Raw genomic sequence first — 14,183 nt, forward strand, 5'->3', positions numbered from 1 at the left:
CGCCATCTTGTCATTCAAATATGTAAATGTCAATTATTCGGCGGCGGGCGGACCGCTCGTGCCGCGCACGACCAGCTTCGACTCCAGCTTCAACGTGACGCCCGGTTCCCTTGCGCCCCTGAGCTGTTCGTCGGCGGCCTCGACCGCGAGCCGGGCAAGGCGCGGCACGTCCTGGCGCACCGTCGTCAGGTCGATGTGGCTGAGCCCGGCGATGTGGCTGTCGTCGTAGCCCACGATCGAGACCTGCTCGGGGATCTTCACCCCGGCCCGCGTGAACACGTCGAGCATCCCGATCGCGGCCTGGTCGTTCGCCGCGAACACCGCCGTCGGCAGCGGCCGGTCCTCCTCCAGAAGCAGGCGCGCCGCGTCCGAGCCGCCCTCCTGCGAGTGGTTGCCCGGGATCACCCGGGTGCGGTCGGCCAGGCCGTGCGCGCGCATCGCGTCCCGGTAGGCCCGCCGCCGCTCCGGCCCGCCCGGCCGGTTGCCCGCGTCCACGTGCACGATGTCGCGGTGCCCGAGGCCCACCAGGTAGTCGACGACCTCCCGGGCGCCGGGCCGGTCGTACGAGGTCACCACGTCGACCCGGTCGTCCTTGATGTGCCGCCCGATCACCACCGTGGGCACCCGCGTGCCCAGCTCGGTCACGTCCGCGTCCGGGATCGTGGGCCCGCACAGCAGCAGCGCCTCGCTGCGGTGCCCGATGAGCGCCTCGATCGCGTGGCGCTCGTTGCGGGTCGGCACCGTCGCGCTCAGCACCAGGTCGTAGCCGAGCTCCTCGGCGGCCGGGTAGATCGCTTCCACCAGGTCGATGTGGTACGGGTTCCTGGCGGTGAAGAGCACGCCCAGGACCTTGCTGCGCCCGCGGGCGAGCAGCCGCGCGGCCATGTCCGGCTTGTAGCCGAGCCTCGCGGCGGCGTCGAAGACCCGTTCGCGAGTGTCGGGACTCGCGCCGGGCTGGCCGCGGAACACCAGGGAGACCAGCGCCCGCGAGACGCCCACCTCTGCGGCGACGTCCGCCATCGTGGGCTTGCGAGACCGCGGTGCCGGGGTGCGGTCTGGGGATTTCCGCGCGTGCTGGGGGTTCATCGCACCGTCGTCCTTCCTTATGCAACTTTGTTGAAAGTTCCAGTATCTAGGGGTTGACCTGGGAACGAAGTGACCAGTGTAACCACCCGGTCCCAGACGGGCGGTCGGCGCGGACCCCGGGGGGTCCGATGCGGCAACCCTTTGCCTCCATCGACGTAGTGTTCGATACGCGAATGTCGTTCGTCATTCGGCCCTAGACTCGGCCTTGGGGGTGACCACAATGCATCAATTGACGGTCAAGAACTTCAAGCAACCGGACGAGTCCGTGAACCTGAGCGGGCACGGGCACAAGGACACGGTGATGATCGACGGCAAGCCGATCGAGTTCTCCGAGTTCGAGAAGGGCTGGCGCTGGTCCAACGACGTCAAGCCCATCGTCGGCGGCGATTCCTGCCAGGCGCACCACCTCGGGTACTGCATCGAGGGGCACCTGCAGGTCCACATGAACGACGGCACCGACAAGGACATCAACGCCGGCGACGCCTTCGACATCCCGCCGGGCCACGACGCCGAGGTCGTGGGCGACGACACGGTCGTGCTCGTCGACTTCGGCAAGGCCTTCGACAACAAGTAGCGCCAGGGACCACCGCGGCCGCCCCCGCACCGCGAGGGTGGCCCAACCCCTGAGACACGCTTTCCACCAGGTGCCCGATCACACCGGGCCGGGTGGCAGACTTGACGGCGTGTTGCGATGGATGACTGCTGGAGAATCTCACGGACCCGAACTCGTGGTCACGCTCGACGGCCTGCCCGCCGGAATCGAGCTGACCACCGGCGCGGTAGCGGCCGAACTCGCCCGGCGCCGACTCGGTTACGGCCGCGGCGCCCGCATGAAGTTCGAGGCCGACGCCGTCAGCTTCATCGGCGGCGTCCGCCACGGCCGCACCCTCGGCTCGCCGATCGCCATCCGCGTCGGCAACTCCGAGTGGCCCAAGTGGGAGACCGTCATGGCCGCCGACCCGGTCGACCCCGCCGAGCTCGAGGGCATCGCCCGCAACGCCCCGCTCACCCGCCCGCGCCCCGGCCACGCCGACCTCGCCGGCATGCAGAAGTACGACCACGAGGACGCCCGCCCGATCCTCGAGCGCGCCTCCGCCCGCGAGACCGCCGCCCGCGTCGCCGGCGGCACCGCCGCCAAGGCCTTCCTCAAGCAGGCCTTCGGCATCGAGATCGTCTCGCACGTCAAGGCCCTCGGCCCCGTCCGCGCCAAGGAAGGCCTCGTGCCGACCCCCGACGACTTCGCCGCCGTCGACGCCGACCCGCTGCGCTGCATGGACCCCGAGGCCTCCGCCCGCATGGTCGCCGAAGTGGACGCCGCCAAGAAGGACGCGGACACCCTCGGCGGCGTCGTCGAGGTCCTCGCCTACAACCTCCCGCCCGGCCTCGGCTCCCACGTCCAATGGGACCGCAAGCTCGACGCCCGCCTCGCCACCGCGCTCATGTCGATCCAGTCGGTCAAGGCCGTCGAGATCGGCGACGGCCTCATGCAGGCCGCCGTCCGCGGCTCCTCCGCGCACGACGAGATCGTGGCCGGCCCCAACGGGGTCGAGCGCCTCACCGACCGCGCCGGCGGCCTCGAAGGCGGCATCACCACCGGCCAGCCGCTGCGCGTCTCCGCGATGCTCAAGCCCATCTCGTCGCTCACCCGCCCGCTGCGCACCATCGACACCGCCACCGGCGAAGCGGCCGAAGCGATCAACCAGCGCTCCGACGTCTGCGCCGTCCCCGCCGGCGGCGTCGTCGCCGAGCACATGGTCGCCTACGTCCTCGCCGAAGCGGCCCTGGAGAAGTTCGGCGGCGACTCCGTCGCCGAATCCCGCCGCAACTTCGAGCAGTACCTCGAACACCTGCGGGTGAAGTAGTGGCGCTCGTCGTCATCGTCGGGCCCCCGGGCTCGGGCAAGACCACGATCGGCCGCGCGCTGGCCGCCGCGCTCGACGCGCCCTTCCGCGACGTCGACGCCGACATCGCCGCGGCCGCCGGCAAGCCGATCCCGGACATCTTCGTGGACGATGGCGAGGAGCACTTCCGCGCCCTCGAACGCGAAGCCGTGCGCCGGGCCGTGGCCGAGCACGACGGGGTCCTCGCCCTCGGCGGCGGCGCCGTCCTCGCCGAGGCCACCCGCAAGCTGCTCGCCGACGCCACCGTCGTCCACCTCCGCGTGGACCTCGGCGAAGCGGTGAAGCGCACCGAGATCGACAAGGGCCGCCCGCTCCTGCAGGTCAACCCGCGCGCGACCCTGCGGCGCCTCATGGACGAGCGGCTGCCGCTCTACCGCGAGGTCGAGACCTTCGCGATCGACACCACCGGAAGGGACGTGGACGACCTGACCGCGGAGATCAAGGCCCGCCTCGGGATTCGCACGTCTCTTGTGCGCACCGTGGAGGTGCGCGACGCCGAGGCGCCATACAAGGTCCTCATCGGACGCGGCACCACCGACCGCCTGCCCGACTTCCTCGGCAAGGCCTCCCGGGTCGCCGTGCTCCACACCGCGAGCACCGCGGCGCTCGCCGAACGCGTCGGATCGCTCTGCCCCGACGGCGTCGAGGCGACCCTCATGGAACTGCCCGACGCCGAGGACGGCAAGACCGTCGCCGTCGCCGAGCAGGTCTGGGAAGCGCTCGGCGCCGAAGGCTTCACCCGCACCGACCTCGTCGTGGGCGTGGGCGGGGGAGCGGTGACCGACCTCGCCGGATTCGTCGCGGCCTGCTGGCTGCGCGGCGTCGCCGTCGTGCACGTGCCGACCTCGCTGCTCGGCGCGGTCGACGCGGCCGTGGGCGGCAAGACCGGCGTGAACACCGCCGCCGGCAAGAACCTCGTGGGCGCCTTCCACCCGCCCCGCGCGGTCCTGGTCGACCTCGACCACTTCACGACGCTGCCGAAGCGCGACCTCGCGGCGGGCCTCGCCGAGGTCGTCAAGGCCGGGTTCATCGCGGACCCGGTGATCCTCGACCTCGTCGAAGCCGATCCCGAAGCGGCCCTTGACGCCGCGAACCCGGTCGTCGCTGAACTCGTCGAGCGCGCCATCGCCGTCAAGGCCGAGGTCGTCGGCTCCGACCTCAAGGAGGGCGGCCTGCGCGCCATCCTCAACTACGGGCACACCTTCGCCCACGCGGTGGAAAAGCTCGAGCACTACCGCTGGCGCCACGGCGACGCCGTCGCCGTGGGCATGGTCTACGCCGCGCACCTGGGGGCGATCACCGGCCGCGTCGACCTCGTCGAGCGCACGGAGTCCGTGCTCGCCTCGCTCGGCCTGCCGACGACGTACGACGCCGGACGCTGGGACGACATCCTCAAGGTCATGAAGATCGACAAGAAGAACGTCGGCGCCACCCAGCGGTTCGTGCTCCTCGACGCGCTCGCCGAGCCCGTCGTCGTGGACGACGTGACCGCCGAGCAGCAGCGCGAGGCCTATGAGAGGCTGACCGGATGAAGACCTTGGTGCTGAACGGCCCCAACCTCAACCGGCTCGGCAAGCGGGAGCCCGCGATCTACGGCTCCCAGACGCTCGCCGACCTCGCCGACCTGTGCGTCACCGCAGGCAGGGAACTGGGCCTCGACGTCGACTTCCGGCAGACCAACCACGAGGGCGAACTCCTGGAGTGGCTGCACGAGGCCGCCGACGCCGAATACCCGGTCGTGCTCAACGCCGCCGCCTGGACCCATACGTCCGTCGCGATCGGCGACGCGTGCGCGCAGCTCACGGCCCCGCTCGTGGAGGTCCACCTCTCGAACGTGCACAAGCGCGAGGCGTTCCGGCACCACTCGTACGTCTCGGCCCACGCCGTCGGCGTCATCGCCGGGCTCGGCCCGAGCGGCTACACCGCGGCGCTGCACTTCCTTTCAGAGCAGCACGGCATTTCACAGCACGGCATTCCCGAATAAGCCGCTGCGCCGCCCACCACAGCAGGAGCGGCCGCGGCCCTGACCAGCTCGACCGCCCGCTACCATTGACGGTCGGTCAAGACAGAACCTCTACCGAAAGAGACGAACGCCCGTGGCATCCACGAACGACCTCAAGAACGGCCTGGTGCTCAACCTGGAGGGCCAGCTCTGGCAGGTGCAGGAATTCCAGCACGTCAAGCCCGGCAAGGGCCCGGCGTTCGTGCGCACCACGCTCAAGCAGATCCCCTCGGGCAAGATCGTCGACAAGACCTTCAACGCCGGCACCAAGGTCGAGACCGCGAACGTCGACCGCCGCACGATGACCTACCTGTACAAGGAAGGCGACGACTTCGTCTTCATGGACACCGACACCTACGACCAGATCCCGGTCGGCCCCGGTGTCGTCGGCGACGCCGCGAAGTTCCTCCTGGAGAACTCCGACGCCACCGTCGCCCAGCACGACGGCAAGGTCCTCTACGTCGAGCTCCCCGCCTCGGTCGAGCTCACCATCACCTACACCGAGCCGGGCCTGCAGGGCGACCGCTCCTCCGGCGGCACCAAGCCCGCCACCGTCGAGACCGGCGCCCAGGTGCTCGTGCCGCTCTTCATCGACAACGGCGAGAAGATCAAGGTCGACACCCGCGACGGCAAGTACCTCTCCCGGGCCTAGGCGTGGGGAACCAGAGCAACAGCAGCCCTGACCGGCTCAGCGCCCGCACGAAGTGGCGGATGCGGGCCGTCGAGATCCTGTACGAAGCGGAGAGCCGCGACACCGAGCCCTCGCGGGTCCTCGCCGAGCGCGCCGACCGGGCCTTCAAGGACCCGGAGGCCCCGCGCCTGCCGAAGTACGCCGAAGAGCTCGTGCGCGGGGTCGCCCAGCACCTGGACGAACTCGACGCGGCGCTCGGCAAGGCCTCCACGAGCTGGTCGGTCGAGCGGATGCCCGCCGTCGACCGGAACGTGCTGCGGGTGGCCCTCTACGAGATCCGGCACGTCGACGACGTCGACACCGCCGTCGCCATCAAAGAGGCGATGCGCGTGGCGCTCCAGATCGGCTCCTCGGACGACACGTCGTTCGTGAACGCCGTCCTCGACGCCGCCGCCAGGGCCGAATAGGCGCAACGCGAAAGCCGGGTCTCCCTCTTGGGGAGGCCCGGCTTCATCAGTCCCTGCCGAAACCGTTGTGTCTATTCGGCGTCCGAGGCGAAGAACGCCTGGAGGTCGTGCACGAGGACGCCGAAGTCCTCGAGCTTCTCGATCAGGCCCGACGGCGTCGTCGAGTAGACCACGGCCAGGGTGTAGAGGTCGTCGGCGCGGATCGAGAGGATCCGGCCGTTGTAGTCGCCGCGGCGCTGCTGGATGGAGCGCGCGAGCTTGGCGACGTGCTCCAGTTCGGAGTCCGGGTGGTCGTACAGCGCCTCGAGGTTGAGGACGATCTTCTCGGCCTGCTCGACCGGGAGCGGCACGCCCTCGGGGAGCAGCTCGGAGACGGGGATCCGGTAGAAGTCGGCCAACTCGGCGAGGCGGCTGACGGTGATCGACCGGTCGCCTCGCTCGTAGGAACCGATGACGACGGCCTTCCACTTGCCGCCGGACTTGTCCTCGACGCCTTACAACGACAGCCCCTGCTGCATGCGGATGTCACGCAGCCGGTTGCCGAGCGCTTTGGCGTAGTCAGATGTCGCCATGCTGGGATCAACTCCAATTTTCGGTACGAGAGGAACCCTATTGTTGACTACCGTCGGTGACCATCGGCCGTTGGGGTGCCCCCAAACAGTGTTCTTCGTCGCGTAGGGCCCTCACTACCGCCAGGCAAACCTTGTCAAATCCGTCATTACCGCCGCTACCGACCCTGTGGATTTGGGATCGACCTTTACGCTCCGTCACCGGCGGCGTAGCATGGCCCGCGACGAAACCGTTCTTTAACAGACCGTCCAGTGAGGCGGAGAAGGAGGTTCGCGTGGTTTCCCCTGCCCTCAGGCAGTCAGAGGAAGACCCGTCGGGCAAGCAGATTCTCTCCGGTGACGACATCGGCCGCATCCTCGACCGCATCGCCCACCAGATCCTCGAGAAGACCAAGGGCGCCCCCGACACGATGCTGCTCGGCATCCCCACCCGCGGCGTCGCGCTCGCCGGCCGGCTCGCCGATCGCATCCGCCGCTTCGCCGACCTCGACGTCCCCGCCGGGACCCTCGACATCACGCTCTACCGGGACGACCTGCGCCGCAACGCACTCCGGGCCCTCGGCCCGACCGAACTGCCGCCCGGCGGCGTGGACGACCAGCGCGTCATCCTCGTCGACGACGTCCTCTACTCCGGCCGCACCGTGCGCGCCGCGCTCAACGCGCTCTACGACCTCGGCCGGCCCGCGAGCGTCCAGCTCGCCATCCTCGTCGACCGGGGCCACCGGGAGCTGCCGATCCGCGCCGACTACGTCGGCAAGAACATCCCCACCGCGCGCGACGAGTCCGTGGCCGTGCGCCTGACGGAGTACGACGGGCTCGACGCCGTGGTCCTCACTGGAGGACGAGAGCGATGAAGCACCTGCTCACCACCAAGGAGCTCACCCGCGAGGAAGCCGAGCTCATCCTCGACGTCACCGAGCAGATGGCCGAGGCCGTCACCGGCCGCGAGGTCCCGAAGCTCCCGGCGCTGCGCGGGCGCACCGTCGTGAACCTCTTCTACGAGGACTCCACGCGCACCCGCACCTCCTTCGAGACCGCCGCCAAGCGGCTCTCGGCGGACGTCGTGAACTTCGCGGCCAAGACCTCGAGCGTGAACAAGGGCGAGAGCCTGCGCGACACCGCGCTCACCCTGCAGGCCATGGGCGCCGACGCGGTGGTCATCCGCCACCCGGCCGCCGGGGCCCCGCAGCGGCTCACCGAATGGCTCGACGGCGCGGTCCTCAACGCCGGGGACGGCACGCACGCCCACCCGACGCAGGCCCTGCTCGACGCCTACACGATGAAGAAGCGCCTGGGCGACATCGAAGGCCGCACCGTCGCGATCGTGGGGGACATCCTCCACTCGCGCGTGGCCCGCTCCAACATCTGGCTGCTGACCAAGCTCGGCGCCACCGTGCGCCTGGTCGGCCCGCCCACGCTGCTGCCCAAGGACATCGACGACTGGCCCGTCGAGATCGGCTACGACCTCGACGCCAGCCTCAAGGGCGTGGACGCGGTGATGATGCTCCGCGTCCAGCACGAGCGCCAGAACGCCGCGTTCTTCCCGACCGCGAACGAGTACTCGCGCCTCTACGGGCTCGACGAGCGCCGCCTCGCGCTCATGCCCGACCACGCGATCGTCATGCACCCCGGCCCCATGAACCGCGGCATGGAGATCGCCGCGGCCGTGGCCGACTCGCCCCGCGCCACCATCACCGAGCAGGTGACGAACGGCGTGTGGGTCCGCATGGCCGTCCTCTACCTCCTGCTGACGAACGGAGAGAGCAAGTGACCGATCTGGTCATCAAGAGCGCCGACATCGTCGGCAAGGGACGCCAGGACGTCCTCGTCCGCGACGGCCGCGTCGCCGAGGTCGGCAGTGTGTCCGCAAAGGACGCCGAAGTGGTGGACGCCGACGGCCTGGTGCTCCTGCCCGGCCTCGTCGACCTCCACACCCACCTGCGCGAGCCCGGCCGCGAGGACGCCGAGACCGTCCTCACCGGCACCCGCGCCGCCGCCAAGGGCGGCTACACCGCGGTGTGCGCCATGGCGAACTCCTACCCCGTGGCCGACACGGCCGGGGTCGTGGAGCAGGTCGCCGCGCTCGGCCGCGCCGCCGGCTACGCCGACGTGCAGCCCATCGGCGCCGTCTCGGTCGGCCTGGAGGGCAAGCGGCTCGCCGAGATCGGCGCGATGGCGCAGTCCGCCGCGCAGGTGCGCATGTTCTCCGACGACGGCCACTGCGTGCACGACCCGGTGCTCATGCGCCGCGCCCTCGAGTACGTGAAGACCTTCGGCGGGCTCGTCGCCCAGCACGCCGAGGAGCCGCGCCTCACCGAAGGCGCGCAGATGAACGAGGGCGCCGTCTCGTCCGAGCTCGGCCTGCCCGGCTGGCCCTCGGTCGCCGAGGAGGCGATCATCGCCCGCGACGTGCTCCTCGCCGAGTACACCGGCGCGCGCGTCCACTTCTGCCACGTCTCCACCGCCCGCTCGGTGGCGATCATCCGCGAGGCCAAGGCCCGCGGCGCGAAGGTGACCGCCGAGGTCTGCCCGCACCACCTCCTCCTCACCGACGAGGCCGCGCGCTCCTACGACCCGGTGTACAAGGTCAACCCGCCGCTGCGCCGCGAAGCCGACGTCGAGGTGCTGCGGGCCGCGCTCGCCGAGGGCGTCATCGACGCCGTCGCGACCGACCACGCGCCGCACGCCCCGCAGGACAAGGAATGCGAGTGGGCCGCCGCCCGCCCCGGGATGCTCGGCCTCGAGACCGCGCTCTCGATCAGCGTCCTCGCCCTCGGCGGACCCTCCGGTGTGGACTGGGACGTGCTCGCCGAGCGCACCTCCCGCACCCCCGCGCGCATCGCGGGCCTCGAGGCGCACGGCCGCGACCCGCAGCCGGGCGTCGAAGCGAACTTCACCCTCGTCGACCCCTCGGCGACCTGGACCGTGGTCCCCGAAGGCCTCGCGTCCTTGTCGCGCAACACCCCTTACGCCGGGATGGAACTCCCGGTCACCGTCCAGGCGACGTTCCTGCGCGGACGAGCCACCGTTCTCAACGGGAAGATCGAAGAGGAGACGACCGAATGAGCAGCAGAGCACCAGCGATCCTCGTCCTCGAGGACGGCCGCGTCTTCCGCGGCGAGGCCTTCGGCTCGGTCGGCGAGACCTTCGGTGAGGCGGTCTTCAGCACCGGCATGACCGGCTACCAGGAGACCCTCACCGACCCGTCCTACTACGGGCAGGTCGTCGCGCAGACCGCCCCGCAGATCGGCAACACCGGCTGGAACGACGAGGACGACGAGTCCCGCCGCATCTGGGTCGCCGGGTACGTCGTCCGCGACGCCTCCCGCATGGCCTCGAACTGGCGCGCCAAGCGCGGCCTCGAGGACGAGCTCGCCTCCCAGGGCGTCGTGGGCATCTGCGGCGTCGACACCCGCGCGCTCACCCGCCACCTGCGCGAGGCCGGCGCGATGCGCGTCGGCATCTCCTCGCGCGACACCGACGTGGAGGCGCTCCTGCAGAAGGTGCGCGCCACGCCGCAGATGGCCGGCGCCAACCACGTCGGCGCGGTCACCGCCTCGGCCCCGTACACCTACGAGGCCAAGGAGACCAAGTACACGGTCGCCGCCCTCGACCTGGGCATCAAGCGGAACACGCCGCGCCGTCTCGCCGAGCGCGGCATCACCACCACGGTCTTCCCCGCCTTCGCCGAGATCGACCAGCTCCTGTCGGGCAGCCCCGACGCGGTCTTCCTCTCCAACGGCCCCGGCGACCCCGCCACCGCCGACCACCAGGTCGAGCTGACCCGCGAGCTGCTGCGCCGCAGGGTCCCGGTCTTCGGCATCTGCTTCGGCAACCAGATCCTCGGCCGCGCCCTCGGCCTGGAGACCTACAAGCTGAAGTTCGGCCACCGCGGCATCAACCAGCCGGTGCTCGACCGCCACACCAACAAGATCGAGATCACCGCCCACAACCACGGCTTCGCCTTGAAGGCCCCGCCTGTTTTGGAGGGGCAGTCGGGCGAGTTCTTCGAGACCGAGTTCGGCCGCGTCCAGGTGAGCCACGTCTGCCTCAACGACGACGTCGTCGAAGGCCTCACCTGCCTCGACGTGCCCGCCTACTCCGTGCAGTACCACCCCGAGGCCGCCGGCGGCCCGCACGACGCCGACTACCTGTTCGACCGTCTGATCGAACTCATCCAGCAGCAGGAAGGGGCCCCGACCCATGCCTAAGCGCGAAGACCTCCAGCACATCCTGGTCATCGGGTCCGGACCCATCCAGATCGGCCAGGCCTGCGAGTTCGACTACTCCGGTACGCAGGCCTGCCGCGTGCTCCGCGAGGAGGGCCTGCGGGTCACCCTCGTCAACTCCAACCCGGCCACGATCATGACCGACCCCGAGTTCGCCGACGCGACCTACGTCGAGCCGATCACGACCGAGGTCATCGAGCAGATCATCGCCAAGGAGAAGCCGGACGCGCTCCTGGCCACCCTGGGCGGCCAGACCGCGCTCAACGCCGCCGTCGCCCTCCACGAGGCCGGCATCCTCGAGAAGTACGGCGTCGAGCTCATCGGCGCGGACATGGACGCGATCCAGCGCGGCGAGGACCGCCAGCAGTTCAAAGAGGTCGTCCTCAAGGTCGGCGGCGACGTCCCGCGCTCGGCCGTGTGCCACAGCATGGAAGAGGTCACCGCCACGGTGAAGGACCTCGGCCTGCCCGTGGTCATCCGCCCCTCGTTCACCATGGGCGGCCTCGGCTCCGGCATGGCCTACACCTGGGAGGACGTCGACCGGATCGCCGGGAACGGCCTCGCCGAGTCCCCGACCACCGAGGTCCTCATCGAGGAGTCCGTGCTCGGCTGGAAGGAGTACGAGCTCGAGCTCATGCGCGACCGCGACGACAACGTCGTGATCGTCTGCTCCATCGAGAACGTCGACCCCATGGGCGTCCACACCGGCGACTCCGTCACCGTCGCCCCCTCGATGACCCTCACCGACCGCGAGTACCAGCACATGCGCGACATCGGCATCGCGATCCTGCGCGAGGTCGGCGTCGACACCGGCGGCTGCAACATCCAGTTCGCGATCGACCCGGCCGACGGCCGCATGATCGTCATCGAGATGAACCCGCGCGTCTCCCGCTCCTCCGCGCTCGCGTCGAAGGCCACCGGCTTCCCGATCGCGAAGATCGCCGCGAAGCTCGCCATCGGGTACACGCTCGACGAGATCCCGAACGACATCACCAAGGCCACGCCGGCCGCGTTCGAGCCCACCCTCGACTACGTGGTCGTCAAGGTCCCGCGCTTCACCTTCGAGAAGTTCCCCGGCGCGGACCCGACCCTGACCACCACCATGAAGTCCGTGGGCGAGGCCATGAGCCTCGGCCGCACCTTCCAGCAGGCCCTGCAGAAGGCCCTGCGGTCCACCGAGACCAAGCAGGCCGGCTTCTGGACCCGCCCCGACCCCGAGGGCGCCACCCTCGAGAACACCATGGAGGCGCTGCGGACCCCGCACGACGGCACGCTCTACACCGCTGAGCGCGCGCTCCGCTTCGGCGCCACGGTCGCCGAGGTCCACCAGGCCTGCAAGATCGACCCGTGGTTCCTCGACCAGGTCGCGCAGCTCATCGACCTGCGCGGCGAGATCGAGAGCGCCGCCGTCGTCGACGAGGCGCTGCTGCGCAAGGCCAAGCGCGCCGGGTTCTCCGACGCCCAGGTCGCGGCCCTGCGCCCCGAGCTCGCCGGCGAGGACGGCGTGCGCCGCCTGCGCCACCGGCTCGGGCTGCGCCCCGTCTACAAGACCGTCGACACCTGCGCCGCCGAGTTCGAGGCCCACACGCCCTACCACTACTCGACGTACGAGGACGAGACCGAGGTCGCGCCCTCCGACCGGCCGAAGGTCATGATCCTGGGCTCCGGCCCCAACCGCATCGGCCAGGGCATCGAGTTCGACTACTCGTGCGTCCACGCCGTGCAGGCCCTGCGCGAGGCCGGGTACGAGACGATCATGGTCAACTGCAACCCCGAGACCGTCTCCACCGACTACGACACCGCCGACCGGCTCTACTTCGAGCCGCTCACGTTCGAGGACGTCACCGAGGTCTTCCACGCCGAGAACGAGTCCGGCCGCAACGCGGGCGGCCCCGGCGTCGTCGGCGTCGTCGTCCAGCTCGGCGGCCAGACCCCGCTCGGCCTCGCCGAGCGCCTCGAGAACGCCGGCCTCCCGATCGTCGGCACCTCGCCGAAGGCCATCGACAACGCCGAGGACCGCGGCGTCTTCGGGAAGCTCCTCCACGAGCTCGGCCTCGTCGCCCCCGCCGGCGGCACCGCCTTCTCCTACGAGGAGGCCCGCGAGGTCGCCGCGCAGATCGGCTACCCGGTGCTCGTGCGCCCGTCGTACGTCCTCGGCGGCCGCGGCATGGAGATCGTCTACGACGAGGACACCCTCGCCGGGTACATCTCCCGCGCCACCGAGGCCAGCCCCGAGCACCCGATCCTCATCGACCGGTTCCTCGACGACGCCATCGAGATCGACGTCGACTGCCTCTGCGACGGCGAGGACTTCTACCTCGGCGGCATCATGGAGCACATCGAGGAGGCCGGCGTCCACTCCGGCGACTCCTCCTGCGCGCTCCCGCCGATCACCTTGGGCGCCACCGTGATCGAGCAGATCCGCGACTACACCGCGAAGCTCGCCTTCGGCATCGGCGTGCGCGGCCTCATGAACGTCCAGTACGCCCTCAAGGACGAGCAGCTCTACGTCCTCGAAGCGAACCCGCGGGCCTCGCGCACCGTCCCGTTCGTCTCCAAGGCCACCGCCGTGCCGCTCGCCAAGGCCGCCGCCCGGATCGCCCTCGGCGCCACCATCGCCGAGCTGCGCGCCGAAGGCATGCTGCTGCCCGAGGGCGACGGCTCGGACGCCGGACCGGACGTGCCGATCAGCGTCAAGGAAGTCCTCCTGCCCTTCAAGCGGTTCCGCACCGTCGAAGGCGCCGGACTCGACGCGGTGCTCGGCCCGGAGATGAAGTCCACCGGCGAAGTGATGGGCATCGACTCGAACTTCGGCCTCGCCTTCGCCAAGGCCACGCTCGCCGTCTACGGCAAGCTGCCCACTTCGGGGAAGGTCTTCGTGTCCGTCGCCGACCGCGACAAGCGCGCCATCGTCTTCCCGGTGCGCCGCCTCGTCGACCTCGGCTTCACCGTCTACGCCACCGAGGGCACCGGCCTGGTCCTCAAGCGCCACGGCATCGACTTCACGCCCGTGGCCCGTCACAGCTCGGGCGAATCGGTAGATGCCGTCAGCCTCATCGCCTCCGGCGAGATCGACCTGGTCATCACCACGCCCTCGGCCTCCTCGGGCCCGCGCACCGACGGCTGGGAGATCCGCTCGGCCGCCGTCGTCGCGGACGTCAGCTGCGTGACCACCATCCAGGGCGCGACCGCCGCCACCCAGGCCATCGAGTCGGCCTCGCGCGGCGAGATCCGGGTCGCCTCGCTCCAGGAGCTGCACCAGCGCCTGCGCGGCAGCGAAACGACCGCCGTCTAGCAC

Annotated in this window: 12 protein-coding genes and 1 pseudogene; 11 read left to right on the forward strand and 2 right to left on the reverse strand. The window is 70.4% G+C overall.

What is annotated here, in order from left to right; all coding sequences use genetic code 11:
* Nucleotides 1–33 precede the first annotated feature (33 nt).
* On the reverse strand, nt 34–1,020 hold the full coding sequence (locus O2L01_RS18700) for a LacI family DNA-binding transcriptional regulator (RefSeq protein WP_270123532.1): 987 nt from the start codon (nt 1,018–1,020) through the stop codon (nt 34–36).
* A 286-nt stretch (nt 1,021–1,306) separates the two neighbouring features.
* Here O2L01_RS18700 and O2L01_RS18705 point away from each other — a divergent pair, with 286 nt between their 5' ends.
* The 6 genes from O2L01_RS18705 (at nt 1,307) to nusB (ending at nt 6,087) form a co-directional block, all read left to right on the forward strand.
* On the forward strand, nt 1,307–1,660 hold the full coding sequence (locus O2L01_RS18705) for a cupin domain-containing protein (protein ID WP_374727621.1): 354 nt from the start codon (nt 1,307–1,309) through the stop codon (nt 1,658–1,660).
* Nucleotides 1,661–1,769: 109 nt separating this feature from the next.
* A complete protein-coding gene (aroC, locus tag O2L01_RS18710) occupies nt 1,770–2,948 on the forward strand; it encodes a chorismate synthase (RefSeq protein ID WP_344469034.1) in 1,179 nt (392 codons plus the stop codon).
* Nucleotides 2,948–4,519, forward strand: coding sequence for a 3-dehydroquinate synthase (aroB, locus tag O2L01_RS18715; RefSeq protein ID WP_270123535.1), 1,572 nt, complete (start codon nt 2,948–2,950; stop codon nt 4,517–4,519). The genes aroC and aroB overlap by 1 nt, the downstream gene beginning before the upstream one ends.
* Nucleotides 4,516–4,971, forward strand: a complete 456-nt coding sequence (gene aroQ, locus O2L01_RS18720; protein WP_270123536.1) for a type II 3-dehydroquinate dehydratase — start codon at nt 4,516–4,518, stop codon at nt 4,969–4,971. The genes aroB and aroQ overlap by 4 nt, the downstream gene beginning before the upstream one ends.
* A 112-nt stretch (nt 4,972–5,083) precedes the next feature.
* Nucleotides 5,084–5,641: an elongation factor P gene (gene efp / locus O2L01_RS18725; RefSeq protein WP_270123537.1), complete on the forward strand. Its 558-nt coding sequence runs from the start codon at nt 5,084–5,086 to the stop codon at nt 5,639–5,641.
* Nucleotides 5,642–5,643: 2 nt separating this feature from the next.
* A complete protein-coding gene (nusB, locus tag O2L01_RS18730) occupies nt 5,644–6,087 on the forward strand; it encodes a transcription antitermination factor NusB (protein WP_270123538.1) in 444 nt (147 codons plus the stop codon).
* A 71-nt stretch (nt 6,088–6,158) separates the two neighbouring features.
* On the opposite strand, the pseudogene O2L01_RS18735 reads toward nusB, so the two are convergent.
* Nucleotides 6,159–6,659: pseudogene (locus tag O2L01_RS18735) on the reverse strand (helix-turn-helix domain-containing protein).
* Between the two features lie 272 nt (nt 6,660–6,931).
* On the opposite strand from O2L01_RS18735, the gene pyrR reads away from it, so the two are divergent.
* Genes pyrR through carB form a run of 5 tightly spaced genes read left to right on the forward strand, consistent with a single transcriptional unit; the run spans nt 6,932 to nt 14,180 of the window.
* Nucleotides 6,932–7,510 carry a bifunctional pyr operon transcriptional regulator/uracil phosphoribosyltransferase PyrR gene (gene pyrR, locus O2L01_RS18740; protein ID WP_270123540.1) on the forward strand — a complete coding sequence of 193 codons (579 nt, stop codon included), beginning with the start codon at nt 6,932–6,934 and terminating at the stop codon, nt 7,508–7,510.
* Entirely contained in the window at nt 7,507–8,427 is a 921-nt protein-coding gene (locus tag O2L01_RS18745) for an aspartate carbamoyltransferase catalytic subunit (protein WP_270123541.1), read from the forward strand. Before pyrR ends, O2L01_RS18745 begins: the two co-directional genes overlap by 4 nt.
* On the forward strand, nt 8,424–9,722 hold the full coding sequence (locus tag O2L01_RS18750) for a dihydroorotase (RefSeq protein WP_270123542.1): 1,299 nt from the start codon (nt 8,424–8,426) through the stop codon (nt 9,720–9,722). The genes O2L01_RS18745 and O2L01_RS18750 overlap by 4 nt, the downstream gene beginning before the upstream one ends.
* Nucleotides 9,719–10,867: a glutamine-hydrolyzing carbamoyl-phosphate synthase small subunit gene (gene carA / locus O2L01_RS18755; protein WP_270123543.1), complete on the forward strand. Its 1,149-nt coding sequence runs from the start codon at nt 9,719–9,721 to the stop codon at nt 10,865–10,867. The genes O2L01_RS18750 and carA overlap by 4 nt, the downstream gene beginning before the upstream one ends.
* The gene (gene carB / locus O2L01_RS18760; RefSeq protein ID WP_270123544.1) at nt 10,860–14,180 is read left to right on the forward strand and encodes a carbamoyl-phosphate synthase large subunit; all 3,321 of its coding nucleotides are present in this window, start codon (nt 10,860–10,862) and stop codon (nt 14,178–14,180) included. The genes carA and carB overlap by 8 nt, the downstream gene beginning before the upstream one ends.
* Nucleotides 14,181–14,183: the final 3 nt, after the last annotated feature.

It is taken from the genome of Glycomyces lechevalierae (genome assembly GCF_027622945.1).
GTDB classification, from domain to species: domain Bacteria; phylum Actinomycetota; class Actinomycetes; order Mycobacteriales; family Micromonosporaceae; genus Glycomyces; species Glycomyces rutgersensis.

What these genes read in the sequence shown, in the direction of transcription:
- carA (WP_270123543.1), top strand. Translation starts at nt 9,719, where the DNA reads ATGAGCAGCAGAGCACCAGCGATCCTCGTCCTCGAGGACGGCCGCGTC.
- carB (WP_270123544.1), top strand. Translation starts at nt 10,860, where the DNA reads ATGCCTAAGCGCGAAGACCTCCAGCACATCCTGGTCATCGGGTCCGGA.
- O2L01_RS18745 (WP_270123541.1), top strand. Translation starts at nt 7,507, where the DNA reads ATGAAGCACCTGCTCACCACCAAGGAGCTCACCCGCGAGGAAGCCGAG.
- O2L01_RS18700 (WP_270123532.1), bottom strand. Translation starts at nt 1,020, where the DNA reads ATGGCGGACGTCGCCGCAGAGGTGGGCGTCTCGCGGGCGCTGGTCTCC.
- O2L01_RS18705 (WP_374727621.1), top strand. Translation starts at nt 1,307, where the DNA reads ATGCATCAATTGACGGTCAAGAACTTCAAGCAACCGGACGAGTCCGTG.
- aroQ (WP_270123536.1), top strand. Translation starts at nt 4,516, where the DNA reads ATGAAGACCTTGGTGCTGAACGGCCCCAACCTCAACCGGCTCGGCAAG.